This is a genomic window from Nocardia sp. NPDC058640 (assembly GCF_042716995.1).
Lineage (GTDB): Bacteria > Actinomycetota > Actinomycetes > Mycobacteriales > Mycobacteriaceae > Nocardia.
In genome coordinates this window covers 244839-265616 of the sequence record NZ_JBHXRG010000004.1, presented here as the reverse complement: position 1 = coordinate 265616, position 20778 = coordinate 244839, and the positions used below count along the sequence as shown (strand labels likewise).

Genomic DNA, 20778 nt, shown 5'->3' with positions numbered 1-20778 from the left:
CCCAAACCTCGTTTCCGGAACGCCCGGTCAGGCGCTCCCCGACGACACCGGAACGCGGGCGCCCACCATGTCCAGCGTGGCGCCCGCGTCTCGGGTTCAGTTCTCGAATCAATCAGGCAAAATGTCCATTGGCACTATCTGCCGGTCAGGGCCATCTCGTTACACAGCCGAGACCATGTCCGCGATCATCCTCACCGCCAGCGCCGGTCCGCACGTGGCAAACCATCGCACCAATCTACCGGTGCGCTCCCCCGGCAACCAACCACGTCCATAGCTGGCCGACATCGGCCCAGGTGAGCCCGTCGACCAGCGTTTGCTGACGCTTGTCCGCGGTCTCACATCGTCGCCGGAACCGCTGCGCGGCGCGGGAACTGAGGGATGGATCACACCGACCGGTCTGCTTGCGATGGGCAGCCGTCGAACTACTGGTCGGCGCGGACGCGAGCGGGGTCGTAGAGGTGCGACTGCGCGCAGTCGATCGATGCCGACAGCGCCCGGCCGACCAGGATCACCGCGGCTTGCCGCAGGCCCGCGGCTTCGACCTGATCGGCGATGTCGGTCAGGGTGCCGCGCAGCACGAGCTGCTCGGGTTGGCTGGCGCGGTAGACCACGGCCACCGGGCAGTCGGCGCCGTACTCGGCGATCAGTTCCTGCGCGAGTGTCCCGATCCGGGTGATCGCGAGGTGCAGGACCAGGGTCGCGCCGGTCGCGGCGAAGTTCGCGAGGGCCTCGCCCTGCGGCATCGCGGTGGAGCGGGCTTGGGTTCGGGTGAGAACGACGGACTGGACGACTTCAGGGACGGTCAGTTCGGTGCCCAGTACCGCCGCTGCGGCCGCGTAGGCGGGCACGCCCGGGGTGATGTCCCACGGGACCGCACGGGCATCCAGTCGACGCGTCTGCTCGGTCAGCGCCGAATAGATCGACGGGTCGCCCGAGCACAGCCGCGCCACGTCCCGACCCGCCTCGTGTGCGCGCACCAGATGCTCGATGATCTGGTCCAGGTTCAGGTGCTGAGTGTCGATCAGTTCGGTGCCGGGGGCGCAGTGGGCCAGCACCTCGGGGTCGAGGTAGGTGCCCGCGTAGAGGCAGACCGGGCTGTTGCGCAGCAGGTTCACCGCGCGCACCGTGAGCAGGTCGGCCGCGCCGGGGCCCGCGCCGATGAAATGCACCGTCATGGGGAGGAGTGTAGGGAATTCGCGTCGACGTCTGGCAATCCCGCGGACCGGGACGTAGTGAGGGCGACTTCGTGGAACACGGCCGGTAGGTCTCGCCGTTGCGCAGCCAGTAGGTTCTGTGTCGGACAGTGCTGACGAAGGGGTCTGGGATGCAGGATTCGAGCAGGAGCGGCTTCGTCCGTGGGATCGGTGCCGCGGCGGTCGCGGTCGTCGCGCTGACAGCGGGGTGCTCGATGGCCACCGTCGAGGGCAAGGCCACCGCGTCGGGGGACAGTTACGCGCCCGCCCCCGAGAACCAGGACCCGTCCCTGCAGATCCCCGGCATCGTCGTCACCGAGATCGCACCGGGCCAGCCGCACGTGCGGCCCACTCAACGCGTGGCCTACCCGTCGATCCCCCCGGTGGGCGGACCCCACGACGCGCAATGGGCGGCCTGCACCGGCGTGGTCTACGCGCAGGCACTGCGCACCGAGAACGCCGTGCACGCCCTGGAACACGGCGCCGTCTGGATCGCCTACGACCCGGCGAAGGTGAGCGCGGCGGATCAGGCGCTGTTGCGCGCGCGGGTGACCGACCGCCAGTACACCCTGATGTCACCCATCCCCGGCATGGACCACCCGATCTCGCTGCAATCCTGGGGACACCAACTGCCCCTGACCTCCGCCGACGACGAACGCATCGACCAGTTCATCGTCGCGCTGCGCGAAAACCCTTACACCACACCGGAAGTCGGCGCGACCTGCTCGTCGCCCCTGTTCGACCGCAACAATCCCCCGCCGTACGACCCGACTCCCCCTGGCCCCGACGCCGTCCCGATGACCGGCTAACCCGTCATGTTGAAATGCGCGATGACCTTCGTCGGCCGCACCCGCACCACGAGTTCACCGGGCACCCCATTGCGCTTCCCGAACTCCGCCGCCTTCTCGGGCCCCATATACCGGGCGGCGATCGCGGTAGCGGTGCGCACCAACTCATCGAGATCCTCGGACAACGTCACCGTCCCCTGGACCTCGACCAACGCATACGGCGGCTGCTCGAGATCCACACACAGCGCCACCCGAGGATCCCGCGCGAACGCCCGCCCCTTCGCCGTGTCCTTACCCGTGTTGAAAACCAACTCATCGCCCTCGACGATGAACCACACCGGCGTCACCAACGGACGCCCATCAGCGGCATCGAACGCCACCTTGCCCGTTCGCGTTCCGTGGGAGAGAAACTCACGCACCTGAGGATCCGACAGGGAAGCCATCTGCTCAGGGTAAGTCAACGAGACGACACCCTGTGGGACCGACGAATCGGCCTGTCCGCGCACGCTGTCAGATCGCGCCTCGGGCGCGGGCCGTGGCGACGGCGGAGGTTCGGGATTTCACGCCGAGTTTGGCGTAGATGTGGACCAGGTGGGACTTGACGGTGGTTTCGCTGAGGAACAGTTGCTTGGCGATGTCGCGGTTGGACAGGCCTGCGGCGACCAAGCGGAGAACTTCTACTTCGCGGGGGCTCAGGGTGGTGTCGGCGCGGCGGACTCTGGTCATCAGGCGGGAGGCGACTGTCGGCGACAGGACGCTTTCGCCCGCGGCGGCGGCGCGGACGGCGGCCAGGAGTTCGGTGGGTGGGGTGTCTTTGAGGAGGTAGCCGACCGCGCCCGCTTCGATGGCGCCGAGGATGTCGGCGTCGGTGTCGTAGTTGGTGACGACCAGGACGTTGGGTGGGGTGGGTAGGGCGCGAAGGTCCGCGGTGGCGGAGGCGCCGGAGCGGCCATCGCCGAAGCGCAGGTCCATCAGGACGAGGTCGACCGGGTTGGCGGCGCAAAAGGCTACTGCCGCATCGGCATCCGGTACATCGCCGATGACGGTGATGTCGGCGGCGGCGTCGAGGAGGGCGCGCAGGCCGGCTCGGACGATGGCGTGGTCGTCGGCGAGCAGTAGGCGGATCATCGGGCTGCGCCGGGCATTGCTGTGTCTGCGCCGGGCGTTGCGTCGAGTGGGAAGGACACCGTCACCGCGGTGTGCCCCGGTTCGGATTCCACTGTCATCGCACCGCCTTGCTGTTCTACGCGGCTGCGCATGGCGGCCAAGCCGAATGCGCCGGAACGCGGGCGGCGCAACACTTCTGGGGCGATCCCGATGCCGTCGTCGACGATGTCGAGGTGAGCGTCGGTGTCGTCGTAGGTGAGGGTGACGCGCATCCGGGCGGCCTCGGCGTGCTGGACCACATTGGCCACCGCGCTCTGGGCGATGCGCACCAGAGCTGCCTCGATGGGCATCGGGAGGCGTTCGGGTTCGCCTTCTACCAGCAACTGCGTTGTCAACGAAGGTGACTGTGCGCGAAGGCAAATGCGTTCCAGCGCTTCGGCCAGCGACTGACCGTCCAGTGCGGCGGGCGACAATTCGTCGATGAGCCTTCGGGTTTCGGCCAGATCCTCGGCGGCTGTTTCGCGGGCGAGCCGAATGCGGTCCAGCGCAGGGTGATCCGGCGCGGCCTGTTCGGCGGCGTGCAGGAGTAGTTGAATGCTGCTCAGGCCCTGGGCGACGGTGTCGTGGATTTCCTTGGCCAGGCGTTCGCGTTCGGCGAGCTTGCCCGCGGTGCGTTCCTGATCCGCGAGAATCTCTCTGGTGCTGAGCAATTCGTCGATCAGCCGTTCCCGTTCGACCGCCTCGCGATACAACGCCTGGTACCCGAGCCCGATCCCGATCGCCACCGCCGCGCCCAGCGCGGGCCCGACCACCGCCCCCACTGACCACCCGCGATGCGAGGCGAAGCCGAGCACCCCGACCGCCGTCGCCAGCACCACCGCGACAAGACTCCACGGCCGTGGGATCAGATGCAGGTAGACGAAGAACAGTCCGAATGCCAGGTAGACAGCGTCGGGAGTGAGGCCGAGTAGTGCCAGCCACAGCACGGTCAGGGCCGCCAGCCACACCCACACCGCGTGCCCCGGCTCGCCTTCCCCAAGATCGGTGGGCGCTTCCGCATCGCCCCCGGGCGGCGCTGCCTTCCGGCGATCGGCGGCTGCCGATTGACCGAACGCCTCGAGATCGTCAGTCGCAACCTTCGCACCAGCCGCCCTGTGATCCCGGTTCGGGCCGAAACCGCTCTCGCCCATCGCGAAACCGCTACCGGCCGATTTCCCCTCTTTCGAGCGACGGGGAATCTCGGTGCCCGCGAAATAGGTGACCAGCCAGACCACCGTCAACGCCACGACGGCGACGCCGTGACTCCCACCGGGCAACACCGCCCGCACCGCGACCACCACCGCCAGCGCCGTGACCAGCACATGCAGGCCCAGCCGCAGCGTGGTGACCACGGGGGTCAAAGGGGACGAGTGCACGCTGACCAGCTTATGTGCGGCAACTCCCCCGGCATCCATCGAAAGGTGTAAACGCCGTCGGACCAAGGGTGGACGGCGTTTCGTGCGCCGGTGCGATGGCAGCGGCGGGCATCGCGACGACAGTGGAGTCATGTTCGTCGCACTCCGAGATCTGCGGGCCGCCCGTGGCCGCTTCCTGCTCATCACCACCGTCGTGTTGCTCGTGGCGGTGCTGGTGAGTTTCCTCAGCGGGCTCACCGCCGGGCTGGCGCATCAGAATATCTCCGCTGTGCAGGGCATCGATGCTGACCAGGTGGTTTTCGCGGAGACCGGCGCTGATCCGTCGTTCGATTCCTCGGTGCTCACCGAGCAGCAGGTGGCGCGGTGGCAGTCCGCGGGCGGGGTCTCGACCACGCCGATCGGGATCTCGCGGACCAGGGCGGAGCACGCCGGCGCCAGTCCGACGCAGGTCGCGTTGTTCGGCGGCGACCCGTCGGCATTCAGCAATCGTCCCGCTACCGCGCCCGGTGCGGTGGTGTTGAGTTCGGGGGCGGCGCGGGAGTTGTCCGCGAGCACCGGCGACACCGTGATGCTGGCGGGCCACGAGTTCACCGTCGCGGGCGTTTCCGACGACCAGTGGTACAGCCACACACCGGTGATCTGGACGACGATGCAGGATTGGCAGGCGGCCAGCCCCCGTGCGGGAGCGGCGACGGTGCTCGCGGTGACCGGCAACTCCCAGCGCGGCGATCTCGATACCGAAGCGGGGACGCGGGAGATTCCCGCCGAGGATGCCGTCGCGGCGATCGGTTCCTACCAGGCCGAGAACAGCTCGCTCACCCTGATGACGATGCTGCTGTTCGCCATCTCCGCGCTGGTGATCGGCGCCTTCTTCACCGTCTGGACCGTGCAGCGCACACCCGACATCGCCACCTTGAAAGCGCTCGGCGCGACCACCGGCTCGCTGGTTCGCGATGCCCTCGCCCAGGCCGCGATCGTGCTGATCATGGGCGTCAGCGCGGGCCTGGCGATCACCGCTGTCACGTCGCTATTCCTCGGTGACGCAATGCCTTTCGTGCTCAGCCTGCAAACGACGCTGGTCCCCGCTCTGGCGCTGATCGCGCTCGGCCTGGCTGGCGCCGCCGTGGCCCTGCGCTTCCTGTTCACCACCGACCCACTGACCGCGCTCGGCGCGACTCGCTGAAGGACTTCCCATGCCGACCGCTCACACCCACGCCGCGCCGATCACCGACACCGCGATCACTCTCACCGACGTCACCCTCACCTACCCCGACGGCACCGACCGCCTCACCGCCCTGGACCACGTGCACCTGCACGTCCCCGGCGGCACGATCGCCGCGATCACCGGCCCGTCCGGTTCGGGAAAGTCGAGCCTGCTCGCCGTCGCCGCGACCCTGATCCGCCCCGACTCCGGGACAGTCACCCTCGCAACCTCCTCGGGGACAGTCGATCTCGCGAGACTGAGCAGACGAGAAGCCGCAACAGTCCGCCGAGATTCGATGGGCATCGTCTTCCAACAACCGAACCTGATCCCCTCCCTCACCGCCCTGGAACAACTGGAAGTCACCGCCCACCTAGGCGGCCCGAAACGCCTGTCCCGCAAGGAAACCCACACCCGAGCACAACAACTCCTCGAAGACGTAGGCCTGACCCCCCACGCCCACAAACGCCCAGCCCAACTCTCCGGCGGCCAACGCCAACGCATCAACATCGCCCGAGCCCTGATGAACAACCCAGCCCTGTTGGTAGTAGACGAACCAACCAGCGCCCTCGACTCCGAACGAGGCACAGCCATCATCGCCCTCCTGACCACCATCGCCCACACCCACAAAGCAGCCACCCTCCTGGTAACCCACGACCGAACCCACCTCCACCACATGGACGCCGTCTACACCATGACCGACGCCCACCTAACGGAAAATTCAAGATCAACACGCTCTCACCGTGGCGATTTGCGGTAAATCCCTCGCTGAGAGCGTGGTGATCAACGGTCCAGGTCAGCGCCGCGGGCGCGGAGGGCGGCGTGGACGCGGGACAGGAGGGTGTGGGGGCGGCGGTGGAGAAGGGTGGCGTCGGCTCGGATCACCTGCCAGCCGTGGTCGGCCAGGGCGTGGTGGCGGTCGATGTCTCGGGTGCGCTGGGTGGGGTCGGTCCAGTGATGGGCGCCGTCGTATTCGACAGCGACTCGGTAGCGTTCCCAGCCCATATCGAGGCGGGCGATGAACGCGTGCGAGTCGGTGCGGACCACGATCTGGGTGGTGGGTTTCGGAATTCCAGGTCGAGAAGTAGCAGCCTGGTCCGTGATTCCTGTGGCGACTCGGCACCGGGATCGATCAGCGACACCGTCGACCGCAGTTCGCTACTGCCGCGGACGCGGGGATGCGTTCGAGCGAATTCCGCGATCTCGCGCGGGTCCAGTTCCGTTGCGCGACACAGCGCGTCCAGGAGTGGGACGGCCCGTTCGCGTGGCAGGCGACATTCCGTCACCACCCCATCCGAAACCGCCCACGACCCGACAAATGGCCCACCCATCGCATCCCCCATCCCCCAACCCTCCCCCACCCCACCGACAACCCGCGCACTTCAAGATCACCACGCTCTCACCGTGGTGATTTTCGGTAGATGCCTCGCTGAGAGCGTGGTGATCAATGGTCCAGGTGGCGGGGGTGCGGCGCGTCTGCTTTGTGGGGGCTCGGGGAGGGGGAGACTGGGGGGATGAGTGATGTCAGGCATCTCATCGTGGTGGACGCGGCCAATGTGATCGGGTCGCGGGCTAATGGGTGGTGGAAGGATCGGGCGGGGGCGGCTCGGCGGTTGTTGGCTGACCTTGCGGGGCTGACTGCGAAGTTGCCCGAGAGCACGGAGGTCACCGTCATTCTCGAGGGTGCGGCCAAAGCTGCTGCCGATGGGGCCGAGCCTTCCGCGCCGCGGTTGAAGGTGGAGTTGGCGCCGCGTTCGGGGGACGACAAGATCGTCGATGTGGTCGCGGAGGCGAACTCGCACGAGCAGATCACCGTGGTCACCTCTGATCGCGAGCTGCGCACCCGCGTCGAAGCGCACGGTGCCGAGACCGTCGGGCCGGGGTGGCTGTGGAGCCAGATCGACTGATCGCGTCAGTCGGCGGGAGCGTTCGAATCAAACGTCGCGAGCCCCAGGGACTTCCAGGCGGCGAGCAACTTCCCGTCGCCCGAGGCCGCGACCAAGTCAGGGTCCTCGAGTTGCGCGGCGACCGCACAATGGACGGCGTCGTCGCCACGCAGTGCATACCGCTCCGCGAAGACCGCTGCGGTCTGGACCAATTTCTCGTCCACCTCGGTCACATCGAGCTGTTGCCACAACTCGTCCTTCAGGCGCGAAGCCGCCCGAAACCCCGATGCGTCGAGCCTGCCCATCCGGTGCGCCTGGGCCAGTGCCGCTGCCGCTTCGACGTAGAGCAGTCGACTCGCGACCACGTCGTCTGCGAGATCCCAGAATCGTCGACATGCGGCGCTGCTGGGCTCTACGACCAGCAGCGGGATGAACGCCGAGGTATCGAAATAGCCGATCACCGGCGCTGATCGTCGATCAGGTCGGACACGATGCCTGCGCCCTGAACCGGATCCGGTGCGGGCTGCTTTCGCTTTCGGGCCGGCTGAATTCGACCCTCCTCGCGCAGTTGCTCCAAGGCGGTCAGCCGATCAACAGGGACGATCCGGGCGATCGGCTTGCCGTGATCGGTCACTGTCACCGTCCGACCTGAGCGCACGTCGGCCAGATGGCTACTGAGATGGTCCCTCAGTTCCCGCACACCGATTTCCATGACGCTCCTTGAAGTGGCGACAAATATAGAACTAATTGTAGCCACTAACGTCGATGGGCGATAGGAACCACGCCGACGCTCCCCGCCACTGCGCACTACTCGGCTGACAATGCCGCCAACGCCATTTGTCGGAGGACCGGGCGGGCTCGCGAGGCGCTGGCCGCGGAGGCGCTGTGGGGGGTGGAGTTGATGAGGCCGAAGGCGGCGTGGGCTCGGATTCGGGCGGTTTCCTCGGGGAGGGTGGGGGTCAGGTCGCGCAGGACGCCCACCCAGATTTCGACGTAGTGGCGTTGGGTGCGGCGCAGGGTTCGGCGGTCGGGGGTGGGGACGTTGTCCAGGTCGCGGTCCTGGATGCGGATGAGTTCGGGGTTGCCGAAGGCGAAGTCGAGGTGGAAGTCGACCAGGGCGGTGAGGGCCGCGGCGGGGGTGGTGGATGCGTCGACGACGGCGCGACCGCCTGCCAACAGTCGCTCGCTGACGCCGACGAGCAGTTCGACCAGCAGGGCTTCCTTGTTCGCGAAGTGGCGGTAGACGGCGGGGCCGCTGATGCCGACCGCCGCACCGAGGTCGTCCAGTCGCACGCCGAAGAAACCGCGGTCGGCGATGAGGCGCGCGCCCGCGGCGAGCAACTGTTCGCGGCGCTGGGCTTTGAGCTGGTCGCGCCTGGTCACCTGGACCGGTTCGGTAGTGGCCACTCGACACTCCCTCTGGACAACTTGGTTAGCCAAGATTAACCTGAATTTCAGTTATTGGCGATTAACCGGATGAGAGAATGGTGCGATGACGGTTACGCAGGAACCCGAGGGCACCGTGACGAGCAATCGGGACGCGCACGCCGCCCTGGTCGCGGATCTGCGGCAGCGGCTGGGCACGGCCGCGTTGGGCGGCCCGCAGAAGTCGCGCGAACGGCACGTGGCCAGGGGCAAGCTGCTCCCCCGCGACCGCGTGGACCAGCTGCTCGACCCGGGCAGTCCGTTCCTCGAGCTGGCGCCGCTGGCCGGCAACGGTATGTATGACGACGAGTGCCCCGGCGCGGGGATGATCGCGGGCATCGGCCGGATCTCGGGCCGCGAGTGCCTGATTCTGGCCAACGATCCGACGGTCAAGGGCGGCACCTACTACCCGATCTCGGTGAAGAAGCACCTGCGCGCGCAGGAAGTCGCGGCGCAGAACAATCTGCCGTGCGTGTATCTGGTGGAGTCCGGTGGCGGGTTCCTGCCGCGGCAGGACGAGGTGTTCCCCGATCGTGAGCACTTCGGGCGGATCTTCTTCAATCAGGCGAACATGAGCGCGCGCGGGATCGCGCAGATCGCGGCGGTGATGGGGTCGTGCACCGCCGGTGGCGCGTATGTGCCCGCGATGGCCGATGAGGCGGTGATCGTGCGTGATCAGGGCACCATCTTCCTCGGTGGGCCGCCACTGGTGAAGGCGGCGACCGGCGAGATCGTGTCCGCCGAGGATCTCGGCGGCGGCCTCCTACACTCGCGCACTTCCGGCGTCACCGATCACCTCGCCGAGGATGATCGCGACGCACTGCGCATCGTCCGCAATATCGTTGCAACACTGGGTCCCCGGCCGGAGGCACCGTGGGAGGTGCTGCCGAGCACCCCGCCGGCCAAGCCTACCGATGAGCTCTACGACGTGGTCCCCGTCGATCCGCGCACGCCCTATGACGTGCACGAGGTCATCGATCGAATCATCGACGGCGAGAGCGGCTTCCAGGAATTCAAGGCCGAGTACGGCAAGACCCTGGTCACCGGTTTCGCGCGCATCCACGGCCATCCCGTCGGGATCGTCGCCAACAATGGCGTGCTGTTCAGCGAATCCGCCATGAAGGGTGCGCATTTCATCGAACTGTGCGACAAGCGCAAGATCCCACTGTTGTTCCTGCAGAACATCACCGGCTTCATGGTCGGCCGCGATTACGAGGCGGGCGGGATCGCCAAGCACGGCGCGAAGATGGTCACCGCCGTCGCGTGCGCGCGGGTTCCGAAACTGACTGTGGTGATCGGCGGTTCGTACGGAGCGGGCAACTACTCCATGTGCGGGCGCGCGTATTCGCCTCGCTTCCTGTGGATGTGGCCGAATGCGCGCATCTCGGTGATGGGTGGCGAGCAGGCAGCGTCGGTGCTGGCGACGGTGCGCGGCGATCAGCTCGACAGTGCGGGCAAGCCGTGGTCGGCCGAGGATCAGGAGGCGTTCAAGGCCCCGATCCGCGAGCAGTACGAGACCCAGGGCAACCCCTACTACGCGACCGCGCGCATCTGGGACGACGGCGTGATCGCGCCCGCCGACACCAGAACCGTGCTCGGCCTTGCCCTTTCGGTGTGCGCGCAAGCGCCGCTCGAACCCGTTTCCTACGGCGTCTTCCGGATGTGAGCGACATGCTGAACAAGAACCACCCCGTCGAATTCGACACTGTGCTGGTCGCCAATCGTGGCGAGATCGCCGTGCGAGTGATCAAGACGTTGCGCGCCATGGGGATTCGCTCGGTCGCCGTGTACAGCGATGCCGATGTCGATGCGCGCCATGTGCGGGAGGCCGATGTCGCGGTGCGGCTCGGGCCCGCGCCCGCACGCGAGAGTTACCTGTCGATCGAGAAGGTCGTCGACGCTGCCGTCCGATCCGGTGCGCAGGCCGTACATCCGGGTTATGGCTTCCTGTCAGAGAATTCGGCCTTCGCTGCCGCGTTGGCCGATGCGGGCATCGTGTTCCTCGGACCGCCCGCGAAGGCCATCGAGGTGATGGGCGACAAGATCACCGCGAAGAAGACGGTGACCGCGTTCGGGGTGCCCGTGGTTCCCGGCATCGCCGAACCTGGGCTGACCGATGATCAATTGATTTCGGCGGCAACGGAAATCGGCTATCCGGTGCTGGTGAAGCCGTCTGCCGGTGGTGGCGGCAAGGGGATGCGCCGGGTCGAGGATCCCGCCGATCTGCCCGCCGCGCTGGTCAGCGCCCGGCGTGAGGCCGGTGCGGCGTTCGGGGACGACACCCTGTTCCTCGAACGGTTCGTCAACCGGCCCCGCCACATCGAGGTGCAGGTCCTCGCCGACAAGTTCGGCAATGTGGTGCACCTGGGTGAGCGTGAGTGCAGTTTGCAGCGCAGGCACCAGAAGGTGATCGAGGAGGCACCGTCGCCGCTGCTGGACGCGCAGACCAGGGCCCGGATCGGTGCCGCTGCCTGCAATACGGCTCGCAGTGTGGACTATGTGGGCGCGGGCACGGTGGAGTTCATCGTGTCGGCGGATCAGCCCGACGAGTTCTTCTTCATGGAGATGAATACCCGTCTGCAGGTGGAACATCCGGTGACCGAGATGGTGACCGGGGTCGACTTGGTGGAGTGCCAGGTGCGCGTTGCCGCGGGGCAGAAGTTGGCGCGCACCCAGGATGAGATCCGGATGGTCGGGCATGCGATCGAGGCCCGTGTGTACGCCGAAGATCCCGGCCGAGGGTTCTTGCCTACCGGCGGTACTGTGCTCGCTTTGGCCGAGCCGGAAGGTCCTGGGGTTCGGGTGGATTCGGGTCTGTTGGTCGGCACCGTCGTCGGTAGCGATTACGACCCGATGCTGTCGAAGGTGATCGCGCACGGGAGCACTCGCGCCGACGCACTCGCCTCGTTGGATCGCGCGTTGGAACAGACTGTGCTGCTGGGTGTTACGAGCAACGTCGAGTTCCTGCGGTTCCTGCTCGCCGACGATGACGTACAGGCAGGCCGTCTGGACACCGCACTGCTGGATCGCCGCGTCGCCGACTTCGTGGCGAACGAGGCCACTGATGACGAATTCATCGCGGCGGCAACGTATTACTGGCTGCGCCGCTGGCCGACCGGCGATGCGGACCTGTGGTCGACACCGTCGGGATGGCGCCTCGGCACGCCCGCACCCACCATGATCCGCCTAGCAGCGGGTGATCTGGTACGGCACGTGTTCATCACGGGCACACCGGATTCCGCCACTGTGCGGCTGGAAGCGGCAGGCACCCCGTCGCTCGACACCACCACAACGTCGATGTCGGCCGCACTTCTCGAGGACGAACTGACACTTACCCTGGACGGCCTGCGCCGCAAGGTGCGCATTGCCGAAGGCGACGAGCAGCTGTGGGTGAGCGGTGCGGGTCGCGTGGCGGTGCTGCGCGAGGTCGCCGAGGCGGCTGTGCGAGGGGACGCCGCCCATGTCGGTGACGCCGAAATCCGCAGCCCCATGCCGGGTTCGGTGATCGCTACACCAGTGCGGACCGGCGCGCGAGTCGCCGTCGGCGATCCGGTGATCGTGATCGAGGCCATGAAGATGGAGCACGCGCTCACCGCGCCGGTAGCCGGCACGGTGGAGCTGCTCGCCGCCCCAGGCGCCCAGGTGAAGCTGGGCCAGGTGCTGGTGCGCGTCATCGCCGATTCCACCGACGCCGGCAAAGCCACGCCGAACGGCGCCACCGAACCCGACACGGCTGCCGGTGCGTCTGCGCCCGTCGGCGCGAAAACCGAGCACGAAGGAATCACCGCATGACCGACTACCTCTCCACCGGTTCCCTCCCCGAGGAATACCGCCAGTTGGCCCTCACCGTGCGCGACTTCGCCAACCAGGTCGTCGCTCCGGTGTCGGCGAAACACGATGCCGAGCACAGCTTTCCGTACGAAGTTGTCGCCGGTATGGCCGAAATGGGACTGTTCGGCCTGCCGTTCCCTGAGGAGTTCGGCGGCATGGGCGGCGACTACTTCGCCCTGTGTCTGGCGCTCGAGGAACTCGGCAAGATCGACCAGAGCGTGGCGATCACCCTCGAAGCCGGAGTCTCGCTGGGTGCCATGCCGATCTACCGCTTCGGCGATGACAAGCAGAAGACCGAATGGCTGCCGCAGCTCACCAGCGGGCAGGCGCTGGCCGGTTTCGGGCTCACCGAACCGGACGCGGGCAGTGATGCGGGCGGGACCAGGACCACCGCCGTGGAAGACGGCCAGAGTTGGGTGATCAACGGCGCCAAGCAGTTCATCACCAATTCCGGCACCGACATCACCCGCCTGGTCACCGTCACCGCGGTCACCGGGCAGACCGGCGGGAAGAAGGAGATCTCCACCATCCTGGTGCCGACCGACACCCCCGGTTTCGTCGCCGAGCCCGCCTACAACAAGGTCGGCTGGAACGCCTCCGACACCCACCCGCTGAGCTTCACGGACGTACGGGTGCCACAGGAGAACCTGCTCGGCGAGCGCGGTCGCGGCTACGCCAACTTCCTGCGCATCCTCGACGAGGGCCGCATCGCGATCGCCGCACTGGCCGTCGGGGCCGCGCAAGGCTGTGTGGACGAGAGCGTGCGGTACGCGAAGGAACGGCAGGCGTTCGGCCAGGCCATCGGCCGCAATCAGGCCATCGCGTTCAAGATCGCCAGGATGGAGGCGCGCGCCCACACCGCGCGCACGGCCTATTACGACGCGGCCGCGCTGATGCTGGCGGGCAAGCCGTTCAAGAAGCAGGCGTCCATCGCGAAGATGGTGGCCAGCGAGGCCGCGATGGACAACTCGCGCGACGCCACCCAGATCTTCGGCGGCAACGGATTCATGAACGACTACCCCGTGGCCAGGCACTACCGTGACAGCAAGATCCTGGAAATCGGCGAGGGCACCACGGAGGTACAGCTGATGCTGATCGCAAGGGAGCTGGGTCTGTGAGTGAACCGCGCCGGGTCGTGCAGCGGGGGCTGTGGTTCGAGGAGTTCGAGATCGGCACGATCTACGAGCACCGGCCGGGCCGCACCATCACCGAGGCCGACAATGTCCTGTTCACGACGTTGACCATGAACACCCAGGCCCTGCACCTGGACGCCGCCTTCGCCGACGCGCAGCCGCCGTTCAACCAGCGCCTGGTGAACTCGATGTTCACACTGTCGACGCTGGTCGGGCTGTCCGTCGCGCAGCTCACGCAGGGAACGCTGGTGGCCAACCTCGGCTTCTCGGAGATGAGTTTGCCCGCGCCGCTGTTCCACGGCGACACCATGTACGCGGAAACGCTGGTCACCGACAAGCGGGAGTCCAAGAGCCGTCCGGGTGAGGGCATCGTCAGCCTGGCGCACACCGCGCGCAACCAGCACGGTGTGGTGGTGGCGACCGCCGTTCGCCAGACCCTCGTGCGCAAGGCGCCTGCCGCGTGAACGCCTGGCAGCCCAGTGGTCCCGCGTGGCTGTTCTGCCCGGCGGATCGCCCGGAACGTTTCGCCAAGGCGGCCGCCGTGGCCGATGTGGTGATTCTCGATCTCGAGGACGGTGTCGCGGCGGCGGACAAGGCAGCGGCCAGGCAGGCGCTGATCGACACCCCACTGGACCCGCAGCACACCGTGATTCGCGTGAACGCGGCCGACACCGCGGAGTACGCCGATGATCTCGCCGCACTCGCGCAGACCGCGTATGGCCGGGTCATGCTGCCCAAATGCGAGTCGGCGCAACAGGTTCAGCGCCTGGCCGACTACGAGGTGATCGTGCTCGTCGAGTCGCCACTGGGCGCGGTGCGGGTAGCGGAATCGGTGGCCGCCGAGAACGCGATCGGCGTGATGTGGGGTGCCGAGGACCTGGTCGCCGGTCTCGGCGGCAAGTCCAGCAGGCACGCCGACGGCAGCTACCGCGACGTGGCGCGGCAGGTGCGCTCCACCAGCTTGCTCGCGGCCAAGGCCTTCGGCCGGTTCGCCCTGGATTCGGTCTATCTGAACATCAAGGACCTGGACGGCTTGAAGGCCGAAACGCTCGACGCGGTGGCGGTCGGGTTCGACGCCAAGGTGGCCATCCACCCCAGTCAGGTCGCGGTGATCCGTGACGGATACGCACCTGCTGCCGACGAACTCGACTGGGCGCGAAGGGTTCTCGCCGAAGTGCCGAACCATCGCGGCGTGTTCGCCTTCGAAGGTCGTATGGTCGACGCGCCGGTGCTGCGGCAGGCCGAACAGATCGTCCGCCGCGCCCGGTAGCCCCGCCCCGAGTACGTGCGCCGTCGTCGGGGTACCCCGGAATGCGAGTAGTCCCGATCAGAGGAGAACACCTCCAGTGCAACCGCAATGGGTACCGAACGCACCCGACATCGCGTCGGCCCGGATCACCGATTTCGCCGCCTTCGCCACCGCACGAACCGGCGTCGAATACCCCGACTACCAGGCATTATGGCAGTGGTCGGTGGACGACATCGAAGCCTTCTGGCAGACGGTGTGGGACTACTTCGAACTCGGTGAGACCGCGGGCGAGGTCCTGGGTTCGCGGGAGATGCCGGGCGCGCAGTGGTTCCCCGACACCCGGCTGAACTATGTCGACCAGATCATCCGGATGGCCCAGTTCGGCCGACCCGCGATCATCGCCCTGCACGAGGACGCCGAACCGCGCGAGATCCTGTGGTCCGATCTGATCGAACAGGTGACAGTCTTCGCGCGCACTCTGCGGGAGCAAGGGGTCGAACAGGGCGACCGGGTGGTCGGCTATCTGCCCAATATCCCGGAGGCGATCGTCGCCTTTCTCGCCACCGCCAGCATCGGCGCGGTGTGGAGCGCGTGCGGACAGGACTATTCCGCGAAGGCGGCGCTGGACCGGCTCGGCCAGCTCGACCCGACGGTCCTGGTCACCGCCGACGGCTACCGGTTCGGCGGCAAGGAGCACGACAAGCGCGCCGATATCGCCGCCCTGCAGGACGGTCTGAATCTGCGTGCCACCATTGCGGTTTCGCAGCTCGGGCTAGAGGTGCCCGACGCGATGCCGTGGTCCGACGCGGTCGCCGATGCGGGTCTGGGCATCATCGAAACCACCGCTGTCGATTTCGATCATCCGCTGTGGATCGTGTTCTCCTCCGGCACAACGGGTTTACCCAAGGGGATCGTGCACGGACACGGCGGTGTGCTGTTGGAGCACCTGAAAGCCGTAGCGCTGCAATCGAATATCGGGCCCGAGGACACGTTCTTCTGGTACACCAGCCCGAGCTGGATGATGTGGAACTTCCAGGTCGCCGGGCTGTTGACCGGCGCCACCATCGTCACCTACGACGGCAGTCCGACCGCTGGTGGACCAGACGCACTGTGGCGCTTGGCTTCCCAAGTGAAGGCGACCGTCCTGGGTACCAGTCCCGGTTATGTTCTCGGCTGCATCAAGGCGGGCAGTGTCCCCCGCACCGACCATGATCTGTCCGCACTGCGCACGGTCGGCATCACCGGCTCGTCACTGCCGGTGACGAGCGCGCTGTGGCTGAACGACAATGCGGGCGAACATGTTCAGGTCAGCTCGATCAGCGGCGGCACCGATGTGGTGTCGGCGTTTGTCGGCGGCGCACCCACGGTTCCGGTCTGGCCGGGCGAGCTGTCGGCGCCGTACCTCGGGGTCGCGCTGGACGCCTTCGACGAGCAGGGCAACCCCGTGCGCGGCGAAGTCGGCGAACTGGTGGTGACAGCGCCCATGCCGTCCATGCCGGTCAGCTTCTGGCGCGACGACGACGGAAAGCGCTACCACGCAGCCTATTTCGACACCTACCCCGGCGTCTGGCGGCACGGTGACTGGATCACGCTCACCGAACACGGCAGCATCGTCGTGCACGGCCGCTCCGATTCCACCCTCAACCGCCACGGCATCCGCATGGGCAGCGCCGACATCTACCAGGTCGTCGAACAGTTCCCCGAGGTCGCCGAGGCCCTGGTGATCGGCGCCGAACAACCCGACGGCGGCTACTGGATGCCGCTGTTCCTCGTCCTCGCCCCCGGCGCGGAACTCACCGATGACCTGAAAACCCGCCTCGCCACCGCGATTCGCACCGAGGTCTCCCCGCGCCACGTCCCCGACGAAATCCGCGAAGCCCCCGGCATCCCCCACACCCGCACCGGAAAGAAACTCGAAGTCCCCATCAAGAAGCTTTTCCAAGGCGCGGACCCCGCTCGAGTGGTCGAACGCAGTGCGGTCGACGACCCGGCACTGCTCGACTGGTATGCCCGTATCACCCCGCCTCACAAGCCCTAATACACTTCGGGCATGACTGTCAGCGAGACTCGTGGGGCGCGTGGGGTAGCTGGGACTGAAGTGAAGCGGCGACCGAAGAATCGGCGGGCGCAGATCGCGGCGTCGTCGGCGGTGGCTTTCGGGGCGGCGGGGTATCACGGGGTGAGCATGGAGGACATCGCGTCCGGGCTGGGGATCAGTTCGGCCGCGCTGTATCGGCACTACCCCAGCAAGTACGCGCTGTTCCGGGAGGAGTTGCTGCGGGTCGGGCAGGCGTTCACCGCGTCGATCACGGTGCCCGAGCCGGACCTGTCGGCCGCGCAACGGTTGCGGCACATGCTGACCGGGCTGATCGGCGCGACCGTGGAGAATCGGGCGACGGTGCGGCTGGTGCGCTGGGAGGGTCGCTATCTCGAGCCCGCGGATCGGGTGGTGTTGCAGCAGCAGCAACGTGCGGTGCTGGTCGCGCTCGACGAGCAGCTGGCGGTGCTGCGGCCCGAATTGACCACGGCCGAACTGACAATGGTGTCCACCGCGATCCTCGGCGTGATCACCAGCATCGCCGATCATCACGCCGCGCTGCCCCAACGCACGTTGAACAAACTGCTCGTCACGGCCTGTATGGGGCTGACCAGTGCCGGGTTACCGCCTGCCGCAACAGTTTCCGAACAGGGTGCGCGAGCGCAGATTCCGGCCTCGTTCAAACATGAACTGCTGCTGCGCAAAGCGGTGGAGTTGTTCCACGAGCGTGGTTATCCGAATGTGAGCGTGGAAGATATCGCGTCAGCGGCGGGGTTGTCGGCGGCGTCGGCGGTGTATCGGTTCTATCGCGGCAAGAGCGACATTCTCGCGGCGGCCTTTCGACGGGCCGCGGATCGCGTGTCCGGGGCGATCGGGCCCGCGGTGTCGAGCACGCCCGACAGCGGCGCCGCGCTGGGTGTGCTGGTCGACCAGTTCGTCGCCGACACGTTCAACGAGCGGGCGTTGGCTGTTGTCTACTACGCCGAGTTCGGGCACGTACCCGCCGAGGAACGCGCGGTGTTGCGCAACGTCCAGCGGTTGAGCGTGCAGGAATGGGCGAGGCTGGTGCGTGAAGTGCGGCCGGAACTGTCCGCGGCCGAGGCCCGGTTTCTGGTGCACGCGGCGTTCGCGATGGTGATCGACCTCGGTCAGGGGTTCGGCGACGACCCGATCGCGGGCCGGGCCAGGGTCGGATTCCTGATGCGCGCGGTGCTGCTCGGCTGAGCTTTTCACCCGTTGCGTATGAGGCGCGACGGCGGCGGCGCGACATACTCTCGATGATCACCGCCGTCGAACGGAGCGTGCATGGATCCCCGCGCGGGTGCGCTGACCAGGCGATCGTTGCTCGGACTCGGCGCCGCGGTCGTCGCGGGGACGGTGCTGCCCGGGTGCTCGGGCGAGCCGACGCTCGGCCCCGCCCACACCACCCCCGCGCCCGACGTGCTCGGGCTGGCCGTCGACGCCTACATCTTCGGGTATCCGATGATCATGCTGGACATGATGCGGGCGGGCAGCGCGCCGACCAACACCATCGAACACTCGGTGCTGCCCGATCCGCAGGACCGCGGGGTGGCCAGGCTCAGCCACGACATGCTCTATTCGCAGGCGTGGCTCGATCTCAACGACGAGCCGATGGTGTTGCAGATTCCGGGGATGGAGCCCGATCGGTACTGGCTGTTCCAGCTGATCGACGGCTGGGCCAATACGGTGCACGACCTGACCAGCAAGCATCCGCGGACGACTGTGAACGCGGACGGTCCACCGTTCACCTACGTCATCACCGGGCCGAAATGGAACGGCGAGGTGCCCGCGCATCTCACCACCCTGCAGATGCCGTCGTCGCTGTGCACGATCGTGGGACGGATCCAGATCAACGGCACGCAGGACGCACCCCGGGTCAACGAGCTGCAGCAGAAGGTGAAGCTGATCCCGCTGAGCGCCTGGATCCGCGGCGAACTCGACCGCACCGTGAGCCGGGTCCACCCGATCGACCGCGGACCCGAACCCCCGGTCAAACGCATCGCCGCACTCGACGGTCGCACCTACCTCAACCGGCTGTGCCGGGTCATGGTCGCCGATCCGCCCGCCGCCGCCGACACACCGATGATGGACCGCATCGCCGCGATCGGGGTGCGCCCCGGCGGCACCGTCGACGATCAACCGGCCGACGTCCTGGACGAGGCGGTGCGCGAAGCCAGGCGTCGGATCACGGAGTGGAAAGACCCCACCGCCCGCCACGTCAACGGCTGGGAAATCCCGATCGACCTGGCCACCTTCGGCACCGACTACCTGCGCCGCGCCGCCGCCACCCTCTACACCCCCGGCCTCGCTCCCCTGCGCGACATCCTCTACGCCAACCAACAAGCCCCCGCCGCCGACGACCAGGGCAGACCTCTGCGCTACCGAATCCGCTTCGCCCCCGGCCAATGGCCCCCCGTCGACGCCTTCACCTCGATCACCGCCTACGACACCCAGGGTTTCCTGGTCCCCAACCCCGCCCAGATCTACTCGGTAGGCCACTTCCCCGCCGCCGTCCCCGCCCGCGACGGATCAGTGGAACTGGTTGTCCAACAACAAGACCCACGCCCCGAAACCCCCGAAGCCAACTGGCTCCCCATCCCCGCCACCGGCGACTTCATCCTCACCCTGCGGTTGTACGCACCGCGGCAGGACGCGCTCGAGGGGAAGTGGGGGCCACCGGCGATGAACAGGGTCGATTGATTCGTCTTGATTACCGGCGACTGGGCACGACAGGTCGTTTGACTGGAACCACGGTCAGGAGGTCGTCCAAGCCGAGGAAGTCGTCCGGGTTGGTGGTGAACAGCGGAAGTTCCTCGGCGATTGCCACCGAGGCGATCATCAGATCAGCGATCCGGCGGCGCGGTTTACGCCCGACGCTGACCACGGCGGCGCATACCCGACCGTAGATGCGCGCGGCGTCGGCGCCGAACGGAATGGGGTCGAACTCGTTCTCTGCCCGCTGCAGCACGTCCAACCGACGCGCACGCTCGGTATGCTCGTCGTACTCGTCCTGCTCGTCATTGCGACGAACCTCGTGCGGACCGGACGACAACTCCGCCAGGGTGATCGTGCTGATGGCCATCGCATCGGGCAAGTCCACCGCATCAATCCAGCGACGCAAGATCATGATGTCGGTATCCAGCAAACCGAACTCGTGGTCACCGGGCATACGGGTCACCCGCGTAGTGGTCGGACACCTGATCTTGGTCGGCACGGAAGGCATCGACGGAGATGGACGGGGCCGTACGTGACATCGCAACGAATTCCGCACGGGGAACGAACCGCCTACGACGGCGTAGCGGAATCAGTTCACCGATCCGATGGCCGTCGCGGGTGACGGTGAACGCCTGCCCTTGCTGGACGGCATCCATGATCTCCTTCGACCGATTGCGTAGATCGCGCTGAGTGATCTCGGGCTGCGGCTGCATTCTCCCAGTGTAAAGCAGGTGTGCCACTTGGTGCCACAACGTGCCACACGTCGAGTTCGCCCG

Annotated in this window: 22 protein-coding genes; 12 read left to right on the top strand and 10 right to left on the bottom strand. The window is 67.1% G+C overall.

Going from position 1 to position 20778, the window contains the following annotated elements; translation table 11 throughout:
• Nucleotides 1–422 precede the first annotated feature (422 nt).
• Nucleotides 423–1175 carry a precorrin-4 C(11)-methyltransferase gene (gene cobM / locus ACFWU5_RS09220; protein ID WP_379266692.1) on the bottom strand — a complete coding sequence of 251 codons (753 nt, stop codon included), beginning with the start codon at nt 1173–1175 and terminating at the stop codon, nt 423–425.
• A gap of 149 nt (nt 1176–1324) precedes the next feature.
• Between cobM and ACFWU5_RS09215 the strand changes: the two genes are divergently transcribed.
• Nucleotides 1325–2002, top strand: a complete 678-nt coding sequence (locus tag ACFWU5_RS09215; RefSeq protein WP_379239735.1) for a DUF3105 domain-containing protein — start codon at nt 1325–1327, stop codon at nt 2000–2002.
• Here the strand turns inward: ACFWU5_RS09215 and ACFWU5_RS09210 are convergent.
• The 3 genes from ACFWU5_RS09210 to ACFWU5_RS09200 all read right to left on the bottom strand — a co-directional run bounded on the left by ACFWU5_RS09210 (nt 1999) and on the right by ACFWU5_RS09200 (nt 4503).
• Entirely contained in the window at nt 1999–2424 is a 426-nt protein-coding gene (locus ACFWU5_RS09210; RefSeq protein ID WP_379239734.1) for a PPOX class F420-dependent oxidoreductase, read from the bottom strand. The two genes, ACFWU5_RS09215 and ACFWU5_RS09210, sit on opposite strands and share 4 nt — an antisense overlap.
• A 67-nt stretch (nt 2425–2491) precedes the next feature.
• Nucleotides 2492–3109 carry a LuxR C-terminal-related transcriptional regulator gene (locus tag ACFWU5_RS09205; RefSeq protein ID WP_379239733.1) on the bottom strand — a complete coding sequence of 206 codons (618 nt, stop codon included), beginning with the start codon at nt 3107–3109 and terminating at the stop codon, nt 2492–2494.
• Nucleotides 3106–4503: a sensor histidine kinase gene (locus ACFWU5_RS09200; RefSeq protein ID WP_379266691.1), complete on the bottom strand. Its 1398-nt coding sequence runs from the start codon at nt 4501–4503 to the stop codon at nt 3106–3108. The genes ACFWU5_RS09205 and ACFWU5_RS09200 overlap by 4 nt, the downstream gene beginning before the upstream one ends.
• A 130-nt stretch (nt 4504–4633) precedes the next feature.
• Between ACFWU5_RS09200 and ACFWU5_RS09195 the strand changes: the two genes are divergently transcribed.
• Both ACFWU5_RS09195 and ACFWU5_RS09190 read left to right on the top strand, forming a co-directional pair.
• Entirely contained in the window at nt 4634–5686 is a 1053-nt protein-coding gene (locus tag ACFWU5_RS09195) for an ABC transporter permease (RefSeq protein WP_379266690.1), read from the top strand.
• A 40-nt stretch (nt 5687–5726) separates the two neighbouring features.
• Nucleotides 5727–6464, top strand: coding sequence for an ABC transporter ATP-binding protein (locus tag ACFWU5_RS09190; RefSeq protein ID WP_379266712.1), 738 nt, complete (start codon nt 5727–5729; stop codon nt 6462–6464).
• 23 nt (nt 6465–6487) lie between these two features.
• Here ACFWU5_RS09190 and ACFWU5_RS09185 read toward each other — a convergent pair whose 3' ends face one another.
• Nucleotides 6488–6751, bottom strand: a complete 264-nt coding sequence (locus ACFWU5_RS09185; RefSeq protein WP_379266689.1) for a DUF559 domain-containing protein — start codon at nt 6749–6751, stop codon at nt 6488–6490.
• 467 nt (nt 6752–7218) lie between these two features.
• Between ACFWU5_RS09185 and ACFWU5_RS09180 the strand changes: the two genes are divergently transcribed.
• Complete coding sequence (locus ACFWU5_RS09180; protein WP_379266688.1) at nt 7219–7611, top strand: NYN domain-containing protein; 393 nt, start codon at nt 7219–7221, stop codon at nt 7609–7611.
• A gap of 5 nt (nt 7612–7616) precedes the next feature.
• Here the strand turns inward: ACFWU5_RS09180 and ACFWU5_RS09175 are convergent, their stop codons facing one another.
• The 3 genes from ACFWU5_RS09175 to ACFWU5_RS09165 all read right to left on the bottom strand — a co-directional run bounded on the left by ACFWU5_RS09175 (nt 7617) and on the right by ACFWU5_RS09165 (nt 8997).
• Entirely contained in the window at nt 7617–8051 is a 435-nt protein-coding gene (locus ACFWU5_RS09175; protein WP_379239728.1) for a type II toxin-antitoxin system VapC family toxin, read from the bottom strand.
• On the bottom strand, nt 8048–8302 hold the full coding sequence (locus tag ACFWU5_RS09170; RefSeq protein WP_379239727.1) for a type II toxin-antitoxin system Phd/YefM family antitoxin: 255 nt from the start codon (nt 8300–8302) through the stop codon (nt 8048–8050). Before ACFWU5_RS09170 ends, ACFWU5_RS09175 begins: the two co-directional genes overlap by 4 nt.
• 95 nt (nt 8303–8397) lie before the next feature.
• Nucleotides 8398–8997 (bottom strand): TetR/AcrR family transcriptional regulator, encoded by a 600-nt coding sequence (locus ACFWU5_RS09165; protein WP_379239726.1) that lies wholly within the window; start codon nt 8995–8997, stop codon nt 8398–8400.
• 85 nt (nt 8998–9082) lie between these two features.
• Here ACFWU5_RS09165 and ACFWU5_RS09160 point away from each other — a divergent pair, with 85 nt between their 5' ends.
• The 8 genes from ACFWU5_RS09160 (at nt 9083) to ACFWU5_RS09125 (ending at nt 19987) form a co-directional block, all read left to right on the top strand.
• The gene (locus ACFWU5_RS09160; protein ID WP_379266687.1) at nt 9083–10681 is read left to right on the top strand and encodes a carboxyl transferase domain-containing protein; all 1599 of its coding nucleotides are present in this window, start codon (nt 9083–9085) and stop codon (nt 10679–10681) included.
• A 5-nt stretch (nt 10682–10686) separates the two neighbouring features.
• Nucleotides 10687–12807: a biotin carboxylase N-terminal domain-containing protein gene (locus ACFWU5_RS09155; RefSeq protein ID WP_379266686.1), complete on the top strand. Its 2121-nt coding sequence runs from the start codon at nt 10687–10689 to the stop codon at nt 12805–12807.
• The gene (locus ACFWU5_RS09150; protein ID WP_379266685.1) at nt 12804–13964 is read left to right on the top strand and encodes an acyl-CoA dehydrogenase family protein; all 1161 of its coding nucleotides are present in this window, start codon (nt 12804–12806) and stop codon (nt 13962–13964) included. Before ACFWU5_RS09155 ends, ACFWU5_RS09150 begins: the two co-directional genes overlap by 4 nt.
• Nucleotides 13961–14443: a MaoC family dehydratase gene (locus ACFWU5_RS09145; protein ID WP_379266684.1), complete on the top strand. Its 483-nt coding sequence runs from the start codon at nt 13961–13963 to the stop codon at nt 14441–14443. The genes ACFWU5_RS09150 and ACFWU5_RS09145 overlap by 4 nt, the downstream gene beginning before the upstream one ends.
• Complete coding sequence (locus tag ACFWU5_RS09140; RefSeq protein ID WP_379266683.1) at nt 14440–15249, top strand: HpcH/HpaI aldolase/citrate lyase family protein; 810 nt, start codon at nt 14440–14442, stop codon at nt 15247–15249. Before ACFWU5_RS09145 ends, ACFWU5_RS09140 begins: the two co-directional genes overlap by 4 nt.
• Before the next feature lie 76 nt (nt 15250–15325).
• Nucleotides 15326–17266 carry an acetoacetate--CoA ligase gene (locus ACFWU5_RS09135; RefSeq protein WP_379266682.1) on the top strand — a complete coding sequence of 647 codons (1941 nt, stop codon included), beginning with the start codon at nt 15326–15328 and terminating at the stop codon, nt 17264–17266.
• A 12-nt stretch (nt 17267–17278) separates the two neighbouring features.
• Nucleotides 17279–18490 carry a TetR/AcrR family transcriptional regulator gene (locus tag ACFWU5_RS09130; RefSeq protein WP_379266681.1) on the top strand — a complete coding sequence of 404 codons (1212 nt, stop codon included), beginning with the start codon at nt 17279–17281 and terminating at the stop codon, nt 18488–18490.
• Nucleotides 18491–18571: 81 nt separating this feature from the next.
• A complete protein-coding gene (locus ACFWU5_RS09125) occupies nt 18572–19987 on the top strand; it encodes a DUF1254 domain-containing protein (RefSeq protein WP_379266680.1) in 1416 nt (471 codons plus the stop codon).
• A gap of 10 nt (nt 19988–19997) precedes the next feature.
• Here ACFWU5_RS09125 and ACFWU5_RS09120 read toward each other — a convergent pair whose 3' ends face one another.
• Both ACFWU5_RS09120 and ACFWU5_RS09115 read right to left on the bottom strand, forming a co-directional pair.
• Nucleotides 19998–20456: a type II toxin-antitoxin system VapC family toxin gene (locus ACFWU5_RS09120; protein WP_379266679.1), complete on the bottom strand. Its 459-nt coding sequence runs from the start codon at nt 20454–20456 to the stop codon at nt 19998–20000.
• Entirely contained in the window at nt 20446–20715 is a 270-nt protein-coding gene (locus ACFWU5_RS09115; protein ID WP_379266678.1) for a type II toxin-antitoxin system Phd/YefM family antitoxin, read from the bottom strand. The genes ACFWU5_RS09120 and ACFWU5_RS09115 overlap by 11 nt, the downstream gene beginning before the upstream one ends.
• Between the last annotated feature and the right edge of the window lie 63 nt (nt 20716–20778).